Source organism: Ancylomarina sp. 16SWW S1-10-2 (genome assembly GCF_009669305.1).
GTDB lineage: Bacteria > Bacteroidota > Bacteroidia > Bacteroidales > Marinifilaceae > Ancylomarina.
The window spans coordinates 102728-116040 of record NZ_SADB01000014.1; the positions used below are offsets into that span (position 1 = coordinate 102728).

Annotated in this window: 10 protein-coding genes; 9 read left to right on the plus strand and 1 reads right to left on the minus strand. The window is 35.4% G+C overall.

Going from position 1 to position 13313, the window contains the following annotated elements:
• Positions 1 to 19: 19 nt before the first annotated feature.
• From EMN46_RS12820 to EMN46_RS12835, 4 genes are read left to right on the plus strand one after another with little or no spacing between them, the layout of a single operon-like run.
• Positions 20 to 1618 carry a sialate O-acetylesterase gene (locus EMN46_RS12820; RefSeq protein ID WP_154201208.1) on the plus strand — a complete coding sequence of 533 codons (1599 nt, stop codon included), beginning with the start codon at positions 20 to 22 and terminating at the stop codon, positions 1616 to 1618.
• A 24-nt stretch (positions 1619 to 1642) separates the two neighbouring features.
• Complete coding sequence (locus tag EMN46_RS12825; protein WP_154201209.1) at positions 1643 to 2332, plus strand: GDSL-type esterase/lipase family protein; 690 nt, start codon at positions 1643 to 1645, stop codon at positions 2330 to 2332.
• A gap of 52 nt (positions 2333 to 2384) precedes the next feature.
• A complete protein-coding gene (locus tag EMN46_RS12830) occupies positions 2385 to 3317 on the plus strand; it encodes an ROK family protein (RefSeq protein ID WP_154201210.1) in 933 nt (310 codons plus the stop codon).
• A gap of 50 nt (positions 3318 to 3367) precedes the next feature.
• Complete coding sequence (locus EMN46_RS12835) at positions 3368 to 4546, plus strand: sugar MFS transporter (RefSeq protein WP_154201211.1); 1179 nt, start codon at positions 3368 to 3370, stop codon at positions 4544 to 4546.
• Between the two features lie 163 nt (positions 4547 to 4709).
• Here the strand turns inward: EMN46_RS12835 and EMN46_RS12840 are convergent, their stop codons facing one another.
• Complete coding sequence (locus EMN46_RS12840) at positions 4710 to 5618, minus strand: AraC family transcriptional regulator (protein WP_195715268.1); 909 nt, start codon at positions 5616 to 5618, stop codon at positions 4710 to 4712.
• 121 nt (positions 5619 to 5739) lie between these two features.
• Between EMN46_RS12840 and EMN46_RS12845 the strand changes: the two genes are divergently transcribed.
• From EMN46_RS12845 to rhaD, 5 genes are all read left to right on the plus strand, one after another.
• Positions 5740 to 7527 carry an L-fucose isomerase gene (locus EMN46_RS12845; protein ID WP_154201213.1) on the plus strand — a complete coding sequence of 596 codons (1788 nt, stop codon included), beginning with the start codon at positions 5740 to 5742 and terminating at the stop codon, positions 7525 to 7527.
• A 121-nt stretch (positions 7528 to 7648) separates the two neighbouring features.
• Positions 7649 to 9118, plus strand: a complete 1470-nt coding sequence (fucK, locus tag EMN46_RS12850) for an L-fuculokinase (RefSeq protein WP_154201214.1) — start codon at positions 7649 to 7651, stop codon at positions 9116 to 9118.
• A gap of 8 nt (positions 9119 to 9126) precedes the next feature.
• Entirely contained in the window at positions 9127 to 9585 is a 459-nt protein-coding gene (gene fucU, locus EMN46_RS12855; protein ID WP_154201215.1) for an L-fucose mutarotase, read from the plus strand.
• Positions 9578 to 10876, plus strand: a complete 1299-nt coding sequence (fucP, locus tag EMN46_RS12860) for an L-fucose:H+ symporter permease (RefSeq protein WP_368667537.1) — start codon at positions 9578 to 9580, stop codon at positions 10874 to 10876. Before fucU ends, fucP begins: the two co-directional genes overlap by 8 nt.
• 106 nt (positions 10877 to 10982) lie before the next feature.
• A complete protein-coding gene (gene rhaD, locus EMN46_RS12865) occupies positions 10983 to 11780 on the plus strand; it encodes a rhamnulose-1-phosphate aldolase (protein ID WP_154201216.1) in 798 nt (265 codons plus the stop codon).
• Positions 11781 to 13313: the final 1533 nt, after the last annotated feature.

Genomic DNA, 13313 nt, shown 5'->3' on the forward strand with positions numbered 1-13313 from the left:
TTGTAAATAAAATTAAAAGATGAAGGTAATTAAATTGGTAGCGAGCATAACTTTACTGTTGCTATCTCAACTAGTTTCAGCAAATGTGAGTCTGAATTCTCTGTTTGCAGATCACATGGTGGTACAGCAGAAAACAAAAATTCCCGTTTGGGGATGGGCTGACCCAATGGAAAAAGTACTTGTGAAAGCAAGTTGGGGTGCCGAGGCGGAAACGATTGCCAAGGCAGATGGTAGCTGGAGCCTTAAGCTAAAAACACCAAAGGCAGGAGGCCCTTTTAAAATTGTGATATCTGGAAAAAACAGAATTGTACTCGAGGATGTTTTAGCTGGCGAAGTTTGGCTTTGTTCTGGACAATCGAATATGGATTTTTCAATGTCTAAATTTACATCAGATTCCAGAGAAGCAAAATATCAGCCTTTGGTTGAATACATCCGAGAAGAGGTGAAAACAGCCAATGATCCTTGGTTACGTCACATTGAGGTTGCGCATACAACCTCATTGAATGGCAAGAAAAATAATTTTGAAGGCAATTGGAGAAGTGCCACAGCCGGACATGTTGGTAAGATTACGGCTACAGGTTATTTCTTCGCGAAAGAACTTAGAAAACAATTGAATGTGCCCATTGGTCTTGTTGAATGTGCTTTGGGAGGAACTAGAATTCAACCTTGGTTATCCGAAGAAGCTTATGCTGAGGATGAAGAGATGAAGGCTTTTTTCGATGAGAATCGTGCCGAGGCTAAAATTCTCACTGCCGAGATGAGTAAGGAAGGTTATTTAGATACTGTCTATCAAAATAAATTGAAAGCTTGGAAGGCAAATAAGAAAAATCTCAGAAAACCTTGGCCTTCTGAGAATCCAGAAAGCGATAAGCAAATGCCTGCGACTCTTTACAACGGAATGTTATTGTCCATTATCCCTTTTGCAATAAAAGGAGTTTTGTGGTATCAGGGAGAATCAAATTCACACTATCTGGAAAATGAATATGAGAAATATTTCACCAAGCTAATTAATAGTTGGAGAGCCGATTGGAAACAAGCTGATTTGCCTTTTTATTGGACACAATTAGCTGCTTATCATGTTCCCGATGAGCGTTCAGATATGGGTTGGGCTTCTATTAACGATCAGTTACGAAGGACTTTGAAATTACCCAATACCGGCATGGCCGTTTTGTACGATATTGGAGAAGCAAAAGATGTGCATCCTCATAACAAAATGGATACAGGGAAAAGATTGGCATTGTGGGCTTTGAGTAATGATTATGGTGTAAAAGTACCTGCTGTGAGCGGTCCTCTTTATAAAAGCTCTAAGATTACAGATGGAAAAATAGAAATTAAATTTAATCAGGTTGGTTCTGGTTTAATGGTAGGAGAAAAGAAACTTTCAAACCCAACAGTGGCTGTTGATGAATCCTTAAAATTCTTTGAAATAGCAGGAGAGGATGATATTTGGAAATCGGCGGATGCTAAAATAATTTCTTCGAATAGAATTGAAGTATCCAGTCCGGAAGTTGAAAAGCCAATTAGTGTTCGTTACGGATGGTCTTCAAATCCGACAGGAGCGAATTTATACAACAAGGAAGGTTTACCTGCTTCTGTTTTTACAAGTGAAAATAATTAAAAAATCAATATAAAAATAACTAGTATGAAAAGTTTGAAATCACTTTTAGTGATATTGTTTATTGGATGTTTAAGTTCATCAGTAATGGCTCAAGACTGGGCTGATTTGGGAAGATATGCCGAGGCGAATTCGGAATTGGCAGCTCCATCTGTCGACGAAAATAGAGTCGTATTCATGGGGAATTCAATTACTGAAAAATGGAAGAAATATGATCCTTCTTTTTTTAATGAGAATCCATATATTTGCCGAGGAATAAGTGGACAGGTGAGTTCTCAAATGTTGCTTCGTTTTCGTCCTGATGTAATTGAATTGCAAGCCAAAGTGGTCGTGATTTCGGCAGGAACAAATGATATTGCCGAGAATAAAGGACCGATCGGTATCGACGCAATTGCTGGAAATGTTTTTTCTATGGCCGAATTGGCACAAGCAAATGGAATTAAAGTGGTATTGACAAGTGTATTGCCTGCAATTTCTTTCTCATGGCGTAAAGGAATAGAGCCAGCCGATAAAATTGTTGTTCTTAACAAGCTTATTAAAGGGTATGCAAAGAAAAATAATCTGATTTATGTGGATTATTACAAACCAATGGTGAATGAGCAAAAAGGATTGAAGAAAGAGTATGGACGAGATACTGTTCATCCTAGCATTAAAGGATACAAAGTAATGGAAAAATTGGTTAAAAAAGCCATTAAAAAGGCGCTGAAAGGTTGCTAGGAATATAAGCAAAAACGAAAAAAATAATAACAATTCCATATATAATTTAATTATGAAAAAATACGCAATTGGAACAGATGTAGGAGGAAGTCATATTTCTTGTGCTCTTGTTGATCTTGAAAAAGGAGAACTTGTTGAGGGAACTCATAACGAGGGAGATGTGGATAATAAGGCCGATGAAGATACAATTCTTAAAGGTTGGGCTAGTGTTTTGGCTAAATCTTTGAGTGCAATAAATAAGGATGAGCTTGCAGGAATAGGTTTTGGTATGCCAGGTCCATTTGAGTACGAAAATGGAATTGGTCGTTTCGCGCAAGTAGACAAATATGAAAGTCTGAACGGTGTTGATGTTGCTTCGAAATTGAAAGTTATATTGGAATTAGATGATTCTACACCTTTACGTTTCATGAATGATGCATCAGCTTTTGCAGTTGGTGAAGCATGGTTGGGAAGCGCTGGAGATGTTGATAAAAGTATGTCGATTACTTTAGGAACTGGTTTTGGTTCTGCCTTTGTTGCTTCAGGAATACCTGTTGTTGAAGGAGATGAGGTTCCTAAGTTGGGATGTGTGTGGCATTTGCCTTATGCCGATGGTATAGCTGATGATTCATTTTCTACACGTTGGTTTATTAAGAGATATAAAGAAGAAACAGGTTTAGATGTATCTGGAGCCAGACCAATTGCTGAAGCTGCCGATACGAATCCTAAGGCTGCAGAAATATTTAATCAATATGGAAGTAATATGGGAGAGTTTCTTGGCCCATGGTTGAAGAAGTTTGATGCCAAAGTTTTGGTAATGGGTGGTAATGTTGTTGGTGCTTATAATTTATTTGGACCAGCATTCGAAGCAGCTTTAAAATTGCAAGGGGTAAATACACGTATCGAACTTTCTTCATTAAAGGAAGATGCGGCAATTATAGGAAGTGCACGTATGCTTGATTCAGAGTATTGGAATACAATCAAAGCAACTATTCCTAAAATGTAATCCATTTTAAAGAAAATAAATTATTAGATATCATTTAATAAAATTAATCTATGAATAATAATAAAATATCAATTTCAAAAATCCTTCCTGTATTGTTTGGTTTTTTTGTAATGGGTTTTTGTGATGTGGTTGGTATTACCTCTGCTCACGTAAAGGAAGACTTATTGGGGGCTTATAGTCCGGCATTTCAAGATACATTATCAAATCTTATTCCGGTAGCCTTGTTTTCAATGTTCTTGATTTTTTCAATACCTACTGGTTTGATAATGAACCGAATTGGTCGAAAAAAGACAGTTCTTATAAGTAATGCAATCACGATTGTGGCCATGTTTATTCCACTAATCGATTATAATTTCATTACTTGCTTATTTGCATTTGCCTTGTTAGGTATTGCCAATACTATTTTGCAAGTTTCGCTTAATCCACTATTAACCAATGTAGTAAAAGGAGGCAATTTGGCTAGTAGTTTAACCGCAGGTCAGTTTGTGAAAGCAATTTCATCTTTTAGTGCACCATTTATTGCAGCATTTGCAGCAACTCAATTGGATAATTGGCAATATATTTTTCCAATCTACGCGGTTATTACACTTCTTTCTACCATTTGGTTGATGTTTACTCCAATTGAAGAAGAGGCTGTTGAAGGAAAAGCAAGTTCTTTTGGTGATATTATTGGAATCTTAAAGGATAAGACCATATTTTTAATGTTCTTAGGTATTTTATTTGTAGTTGGTGTTGATGTTGGAGTAAATACAGCATCTGCAAAAATACTAATGGAACGTTGCGGATTATCTTCTATCGATGCAGGTTATGGTCCTAGTGTTTATTTTGCTTTCCGTACTTTGGGAGCATTTTTAGGTGCTTTCTTTTTGGCAAGATATTCTTCGTATAAATTCTTTAAGCTGAATATAATTGGTGCAGTTTTAGCTCTAATCGCCTTAATTTTTGTAGGTGATAAAATGGCTGTATTTACAATTTATGCAGTAATTGGATTTACTATTGCCAATATTTTCCCAATTATTTTTGGTTATGCAATTCAATCTCGTCCTGATAAAGCGAATGAGATTTCTGGATTGATGATTACAGGTGTTTTTGGTGGAGCAATTATTCCATTTATCATGGGATTAATGTCCGATACTTTAGGTTCGCAAGTAGGTGCTGTTATTGTAATACTTATTAGTGCAACTTATTTGCTTTATTTGTCATTTTCTATGAAAGAGATAAAAGCATAAATATAGATCAAAGGATCTGTATTCATTTTGAAAAATAAGCTAAGCTTGAGGTAGGATAATATTCTACTTCAAGCTTTTTTAGTTTTGTAATTATGGAGGTATTAGATTGCACTTCTAATTAGTAAAAGATAACATATGAAGTAAGAAATATAATCTTCTTAAATTATTTCATACCAAATAACTTTTTATATTTTGCAGGCGATAGATCAACCATTTGTTTAAAGATTCTAGAAAAATGATATCGATCAGCAAAACCCGTTTTTATAGCCACTTCATCTATTGACATATTAGAGTGGTGTAACAATATACAAGCTTGATCTATTCTTTTCTTTTTGACATATTTCTGGGGTGAAATACCTATTTCTTCAGTAAAAAGCCTAGTGAAAGCATTAGTAGCCAATCTAGCCTGCTCGGCTAAAATCGTATTGTTTAGTTCGTTTTCGATATTATTTTCAACATAGCTTAACACTTCTAAAATACGATGGTTCTTCGTAATTAAATTCCAATTTTTTTCTGGCAAATCAGATAGTAGATCATTTATTAATGATCGAATGGCCAAACTTGAATAAAAGCTAAAACGTGTATGTTCATAATTAAGATGTCTCTTTATTATGAGTAGTTTTTCTTTTAAATGATCGGTAAGTTCATAAATAAATATACCTGGCGAAACATTATCGTACGGCATTCCTATATTAAAATGGATAAAAAGGTGAAGAATACATTGATCGGTAATTAATTGTTTTTCAGATAAACTGGAGGTAATTCTTCCTCCTTTTAATGCATAACCCGTATCTGGTATTTTATGATCGTGCAAACGTGAAGAATAGGAAGTATTGGGTGCTATTATTACTATTTTATCTGGAGTTAAAGCGTACTCCTTGTTATCATATAAGATAACTGCCCCATTATAACTATTGTGATAGATGCGCCAATATGGGAACGATAGTTCTTTAAATTCCCAATGTTGAAGCCACCAATAACGACAACAATGTAATTGTAAATTGTAGCTGGGAAACATTTGTAATACATCAGAAGGATCACCTTTGCTAGGTTCTTTTAAATGTGCTTTCATGTCGCTGGTGTTTAAAACAGATACAAATATAGTGAATCTGAACATTTTCTAATCCATCAAATGATATCAAATTTGTATTATAGATTTAAATAAAGTTTGTACGATATAAATATATATTAATATGGCTAATAGATTAATTGGAGATTTACCAAAAGTAGGAATAAGACCCGTAATTGACGGTCGCGAAAGAGGTGTAAGAGAATCATTAGAGACTCAAGTAATGGATCTTGCTAAAGCAGCGGCAAAGTTTATCGAAGAGAACTTAAGATTCCCAAGTGGAGAACAAGTTGAGTGTGTAATTGCAGATACTTGTATTGGTGGTGTTGCTGAAGCAGCAATGTGTGCTAACAAATTTAAGAAAGAAGGCGTTGGCGTTTCTTTAACAGTTACTCCATGCTGGTGTTATGGAACAGAGGTAATGGATACAGATCCTTTATTGCCAAAAGCTGTGTGGGGATTCAACGGAACAGAACGTCCGGGAGCAGTCTATTTAGCAGCAGCTTTAGCGGGATATACGCAAAAAGGTTTACCAACATTCGGAATTTATGGTCGCGATGTACAAGATGCAGGCGATACAAATATACCTGCAGATGTTCAGGAAAAATTATTACGTTTTGTGAAATCTGCTCTTGCAGTGGCACAAATGAACGGTAAGTCGTACTTGTCATTAGGATACAGCTCAATGGGGATAGCTGGTTCTATGGTAGATTCAAACTTCTTTCAAGATTATTTAGGTATACGTACTGAATTTGTTGAGTCTCTAGAAATTCTTCGTCGTATTGACGAAGGTATTTACGATGAAGAAGAATACAAAAAAGCATTAGCTTGGACTAAAGAAAACTGTAAAGAGGGTGAAGATCCAAATGCTCCTGAAGCACAAGCCACTGCTGAGCGTAAAGTTGCTGAGTGGGAAACAGTAGTTAAAATGACCTTGATTTGCCGTGATATGATGATTGGTAATCAAAAGGTAATTGATAAAGGATTTAGAGAAGAAGGATTAGGAAGAAATGCTATTTTAGGTGGTTTTCAAGGTCAACGTCAGTGGACAGATTACCAGCCTAATGCTGATTATCCAGAGGCTATTTTAAATTCTTCATTCGACTGGAATGGTATCCGTGAGGCTTTTGTTTTTGCTACTGAAAATGATAGCTTGAACAGTGTTTCTATGTTGTTTGGACATTTATTAAGCAATACAGCGCAAATCTTTTCAGATGTAAGAACTTATTGGAGTCCTGATGCAGTGAAACGAGTAACAGGAAAAGAATTAACAGGTTTGGCAAAAGGTGGAGTTATTCACTTAATTAACTCAGGTTCTACCACGCTTGATGCTACTGCACAACAAAAAGACGCAGAAGGTAAACCAGCGATGAAACCATTCTGGGAAATTACAGAAGAAGAAGCTCAAAAATGTTTAGATAAAACAGTATGGCCACAAGCTGATAGAGGATATTTTCGTGGAGGTGGATATTCTTCAAAATTTAAAACTGAAGGTGAAATGCCTGTTACTATGTGTCGTGTGAATATAGTAAAAGGAATGGGGCCTGTACTTCAAATTGCAGAGGGATGGACCGTTGAATTACCAGAAGATATTCATTCTGTCTTAGATGAAAGAACCAATCCAACTTGGCCAACAACATGGTTTGTACCAAGAACAAAAGAAGAAGGTGCATTTGAAGATGTTTATACAGTAATGGCAAATTGGGGCGCTAATCATGGAGCAATCAGTTATGGACATATTGGAGCTGACTTAATTACATTGGCAGCAATGTTACGTATTCCTGTAAACATGCATAATGTGCCAAATGATAAAGTTTTCCGTCCTAGTGCATGGTCAGCTTTTGGTGAAGATAAAGAAGGATCTGATTACAGAGCATGCAGTACTTATGGTCCGCTTTACGGATTGAAATAATGATTATAACATTCTAATACCATAGGCTCCAACAGGTGTAGGAATTACATCAATTCTTACACCTGTTAAAAATATAGAAGGTCTGATATTGGTAATTTATAGAATCAAAAGAAGAGGAAAAATGACTCAGAAAGATATTGCTATTGTTTTTGACTGTGGGGCCACTAATGTAAGAGTGATTGCCATGGATAAGTCAGGGCAAATATTGGCAACTCATGCTATGTCTAACGAAACTGATGAAGATCCTCATTTTCAAGGAGGGAGAATATGGGACTTGGAGAAATTATGGTTGAAGCTGTGTAAAGCTTCAAAAATAGTTGCAGAATCAATAGATACAGAACGGATAGCTGGAATAACAGTTACGACTTTTGGAGTTGATGGAGCATTTGTCGATGAAAAGGGAGAACTACTTTACCCTGTTATCTCATGGCAGTGTCAACGCACTACACCAATTATGGATAATATAGAAAAATACATCCCGCTAAAGAATATCTATAAAATTAGTGGCGTGTATCCATATGCTTTTAACACCATCAATAAGTTTATATGGTTTAAGGAAAATAGACCTGAAATTATTGAACAATCTCATCGTTTTTTATTTATTCCATCATTATTGATAAATAAATTATCAGGAGCATTGCAAAATGATGCAACAATGATGGGAACTGCAATGATGGCAGATCTTGGTAAAAGAGAGTTTTCAAAACAAATACTGAGTGCTATTGGTGTTGATAAAGATATTTTTGGACCTATAGCAGAGCCTGGTGATCAGGTGGGAGAAATTACTAAAGAAGCGTTTGATATTTCAGGTATTCCAGCAGGAACGCCAGTATTTTTATCTGGACACGATACGCAGTTTGCTATCTTCGGATCGGGAGCTCAATTAAATCAACCCGTTCTAAGTTCTGGAACTTGGGAGATTTTAATGTCTCGTAGCAAATCGTTTACTGCTTCGAACACTGAATTGGGCAATAATCTAACCACTGAGTTAGATGCTGTTGCAGGCTTGTATAATATTGGTCAAAACTGGTTAAGTTCTGGTGTGATGGAATGGTTTTCTAAAAACTTCTATTCAGAATTGAGTGGTGATGACTTATACGAAACCATGATTAAAGAAGCAGAATTGGAGATGCCCGGAGCACAAGGTGTGATGGTAGATTCAGCCTTTTATGATGATGGGACGAGTGTAAATAGTGGAACCATTACAGGTCTGACTATAAGTACACGAAGAAGTCAGCTGTATAGAGCATTTTTGGAGAGTTTATCATTTCGACTTCGTGAAGGATTAGAAGCCCTGGAAACAGCAGGAAACTTTAAAGCTGAACGGATTATTTGTGTAGGAGGAGGTTCAAAAAATAGATTGTGGAACCAGTTACGAGCAGATGTTTGTAACCTACCTATTCAATTGATAGATCAAAAAGAGACCACTGTTTTAGGAGCATCTATGTTTGTATTTGCAGGAGCAGGAGTCTATAAAACCGCGAATTTTGCTCGTCAAAAAATAAACTATAATCCCCAAGTGGTCAATCCATCTAGTAATAAACAGGTTTACGATCAGCTGTATAAGAACTATATTAAATTTAAAAAATAAGAATAAACATGCTAAAAGGTATATCACCTATCATAAGTCCTGATTTGCTTTCTGCTCTGTATAAAATGGGACATGGAGATGAAATTATATTGGCAGATGCTCATTTTCCAGGGGAAAGTTTTAATACCAATGTATTGCGAGCAGACGGTATTCGGATACCCGATTTATTAGTTGCCATTTTGCCATTATTTGAGTTAGATCAATATGATGATCATCCGTTAATTATGATGGAGGCTGTTCCTGGTGATTCACTTGATCCAAATGTTGAGCTTTCTTATCGCAGGAGCATTCAGATAACAAATCCTGACGCAAAGCCAATACAACGATTAGAACGATTTGCTTTTTATGACCGAGCCACGGAGGCTTATGCTGTTGTCATAACTGGAGAAACTGCCAAGTATGGAAATATCATTTTAAAGAAAGGTGTCACGCCAATACAAACTTCAAATACCATATATTGTGAATAGTCAAACAAAAGTAGTTGAGAAAAAATATCTCGTTCCATTTATCCTTATTACGAGTCTTTTTGCTTTGTGGGGCTTTGCAAATGATATTACCAACCCAATGGTGGCTGCTTTTAGAACTGTAATGGAGCTATCGAACACCAAAGCTACTTTAATTCAATTTGCCTTTTACGGAGGTTATGCTACAATGGCTATTCCTGCTGCATTGTTTGCGCAAAAATACAGCTATAAAAAAGGTGTTTTATTAGGTCTTGGTTTGTATGCATTAGGAGCTCTTTTATTTTACCCTGCTGCTCAGTTTCAAATGTTTGGCTTTTTTGTGGGTTCATTGTACGTATTAACTTTCGGACTTGCTTTTTTAGAAACCACATGTAACCCATTTATTCTTTCACTGGGATCAAAAGAAACAGCTACTCGTCGATTAAATTTAGCACAGTCCTTTAACCCAATGGGATCTTTTCTTGGGATGACTGTTGCTGCAAGATTTGTTTTGGCAAACTTAAATGCGGATAAACATATAGATGCGATAGGTAATAAAATAGAGTTCTCAACATTGGATGAAGCTACTAAAGCCATAGATAGACTGCACGACCTTGCTGTAATTAGAGATCCATACGTAGCATTGGGTCTTGTTGTACTTGTTATGTTAGTGATTATTGCTGTGGCTAAAATGCCAAAGAATGAACATCAGGAACAAATGCATCCTTTACAATCAATGAAAAGGTTGTTTAAGAATAAGGTATATCGTACTGGTGTTATTGCTCAAATTGCTTATGTGGCTGCGCAAATCATGTGCTGGACATTTATTATCCAATATGCTGAGAATTTAGGATTAACAAAAGAATCAGGACAGTATCATAATATGCTTGCCATGGGGATGTTTATTATAAGTCGTTTAGCTAGTACTTTTATTTTGAAGTACGTAAATGCAAGTAAGCTTTTAATGTGGTTTGCCATTGGCGGTATAACAACAGTTGCAGGTGCTATTTTTATTGTTGGTTTACCTGGTTTGTATTGTTTGGTTGCTACATCGATATTTATGTCTTTAATGTTCCCAACAATTTACGGCATAGCATTGGAAAATGTTGGTCAGGATACAACTTTGGGATCTGCTGGATTAGTTATGGCTATTGTAGGTGGAGCTATTATGCCAATGCTACAAGCTATGATTATAGATTTAGGAACAGTCGGATTCTTACCTGCGGTTAATGCATCGTTTATTTTACCATTATTGTGTTTTGTTGTTATAGCATTTTATGGTAAGTATTCGAGTAAAATTTTAGCTAAAGAGTAGCATTTTTATATGCTCTATTGTAATTGCCATATATGGATGCCGAACACATGTTCGTTCGCTTTCATCATTATAAAAAATACATTTTTTTAAAAATAATACTTTGAATATGAATAACTTGAAGAATTTACCAGAAGGGGTTCAAAAAGAATTAGATAAGGTTTCTGAAATTGCAGGATACCTATGGGATAGAGAATGGGCAGAACGAAATGCTGGGAATATTTCCATCGATTTATCGAATTACTTTAAAGGAGTAGAACTTAACAATCCTGATCGATATTTTGAATTTGATTTCCCAAAAAATGTAGCTGGTTTAGTTGTGTTTATCTCAGGAACAGGATGCCATCTTAGACATTTAATTAATCGTATTGAGGAAGCTGCTTGTATCTTAAAAATTAATGATGACGCAACTGGTTATTCAATAGTTTGGGGAGGTAAAAAAGAAAATTTTGGACCGACATGTGAATTGATATCTCATGTAAAAATCCATCAGTTTAATAGTGTAAACAATCCAACTCATAAAGCCATTGTTCATACCCATCCAATCGAATTGATCGTGATGAGTCATCATCCTATTTTTAACGATCAGGAGAAAATGAACCATTCTTTATGGAAAATGTGTCCTGAAATTAAAGTTTTTGTTCCTAAAGGAGTGCATTGTACACCTTATGCTTTATCTAGTTCTGAAGATTTAGCTGATAAAACCATCGAAGGCTTAAAAAATTACAACGTATCTCTTTGGGAGAAACATGGTGCAACATCAACTGGAGAAGATGTTGAAAGAGCTTTTGATTATCTTGATGTTGCTAATAAAGGTGCTAAACTATTGTTAACAGCATGGTCGGCCGGATTCGATCCTGTTGGGTTGAGTAACGATCAGCTAACCGAATTGGAACAATTTATTTAAGCAGATAATATTTGAAGGGGCTGTTCGTTAGAATTGCCCCTTTTTTATGTAAATCTTATAAGAATAAAAAGATGTTATAGAAAAGAAGAATATATTTACCTCCTTTAAGTTTGGTTGGTCCTGGAGTAACTACCGATTTAGCCGAAGAAATATTTGATAAATTGACCTTCCCCGGTGATGGAACGAATAAGGAATACAAAGAAGATATCTTAGTTGGTTATCGTTGGCACGACACAAAAAAAATCAAACCCCTATATGCTTTTGGCTCCGGATTATCCTACACTTCATTTAAAATACTAAATGCAAAATCCGATAAGATAACTTACAAAAAGACGATACTATTACCATTTCTTGTGAAATCAAAAACAAGGTAAAACAAAAGGTAACGAAGTAATTCAAGTATATTGAATCTAAGTAGATATTCTGGGGTACAAATAAATTTTAAAAGGTCTTTATTTTATGTAAAGACCTTTTTCTTGTCTGTAATCACTTCTATTATCTGTTCATCTTTTTTAGATAAAGATATCCTACCTGTTTTCATCAGCAAAAAAAAAGCCTTTTACATAGGGAGCAAAAGTATCCTTACACTACGTTTCATGGATACACTTGCTATTACTTGATTTATTGGTTCTGTTTGTGTTTTTAAAGTAAGGAGCAACTTATTGACTATTTTGTGCAGACCCATTTAGAGCTTTCATTTCAAGCCTAAAATACACAAAGGCTTCGTATGCGAATTTTATCCACTTTTCATTTCTTCTCTAAAAGGATCTTCCATATAGAGATCAAGAAAATGTTTTTCACTCCGTTACAAGCATACACTTGATTTTTTTTTATTGCTTGAAATAGAATGTCTTGCTTAAAATAAAAAAAATCAAAGAAAGCAAAAAGAAAGAAAATTTAGCCAGGAGTACTAGGGTGCTATCGCATTCTAAAATACAAGGCCATGCAAGTACCTCCATAATTATAAGAGATTGTTTTATAAGGCATAGTTTTCGGTAGCCTTGTATTTTATTCTACTACTGGCTTTGTAAAGACTTTCTTTTCTTTTTTTGAATCTTTTTTCTCTTCTTTTAAAGTTATGAACAACAAACTTAATTGAAAGGGAATAGTTTAATTCTGACTTAGGTTTTACAAGAAAATTTAGATGTCAATCTTATTTAAAACCGTTTATTTCCCTTTTTAAGTATTTGTAGTTAATCAATAAAAAACACCCAAGTTGTTCCCAACTTGGGAAATTATTTTGTTTTAATTGATGAATTTTGATTTGACAAATAAGTTTAAAGAGGGGTATGCAAGATGTGTTTTTGTTCCACAAAAACGTTTGTGCTTTCCAGCAGGGACTTTCATCGGAGATGAGAAGCTTGATTCTGCGAAGGCTAATAAATGAAAAGATATGAGACCTAAAACAGCAGACCAGGATAAATTGGGAGAAGGGGTTCGGATTCGTTTGACGGAACTGGAAAAGAGATTGCTATTAAAAAGATCTCAGAGGGAAGGCTATAGAACCCTAAGTGATTTTTGCAGGGCAAAATT